The organism is Neisseria sp. P0021.S007 (assembly GCF_051956855.1).
This window is the reverse complement of the sequence record NZ_JBQCXA010000996.1, coordinates 1-553: the sequence shown is the minus strand read 5'-3', so window position 1 is coordinate 553 and position 553 is coordinate 1. Positions and strand designations below refer to the sequence as shown.

The window sequence follows — 553 nt, the reverse complement described above, 5'->3', positions numbered from 1 at the left end:
GCATCGGCAAGCGCATTCAATACTTGCCGTCCGTCCAGCTGCCCTTCCGTAGGCAGATACAGGCCGTCTGAAAACCGCCCTGCCAGTTGCGGCTCGTTTGCTGCGATTTCATCCGCGTTCCAACGTATGGTTTCATGTTCCGCCACGCCGCCGCGCTTCAAATGACGGGCAAACTCGGCAGAAAGCGGCTTGTCCTGCGTGTGCCAAACAATCAGGCTGCCGTTTTCCTGCATCATCACCGGCGTATTCAGACGGCAGACAATCGCGCGCCAAAGTGCAATGCTTTGTTTGCCCAAACGGATGACTTCGGGCGTTGCCTCCACCGCTTCGGCAGAAGGCGCCAACATGGCCGCGGCAACATAAGCGGCGGCTTGCGCGCCGTTGCGTTCGCCTTTCTCAAACAACTCGACCGAAATGCCCTGCTCTGCCAGTTGGAACGCCATCAGACGGCCCGACAGACCGCCACCGAGTACCGCAACCTTAGACATCAGTTTCTCCTTGTTTTTAATATATAAATAAGCAGCATATTTTAGAACTTGTTTTGCTATATCAC

The 553-nt window shown here is 55.2% G+C and carries 1 protein-coding gene; it reads right to left on the bottom strand.

The window, feature by feature from the left end:
- Positions 1-488 (bottom strand): NAD(P)/FAD-dependent oxidoreductase (locus ACTHUR_RS17165; protein WP_440399912.1); only part of this gene is annotated, 488 nt, incomplete at its 3' end.
- Positions 489-553: the final 65 nt, after the last annotated feature.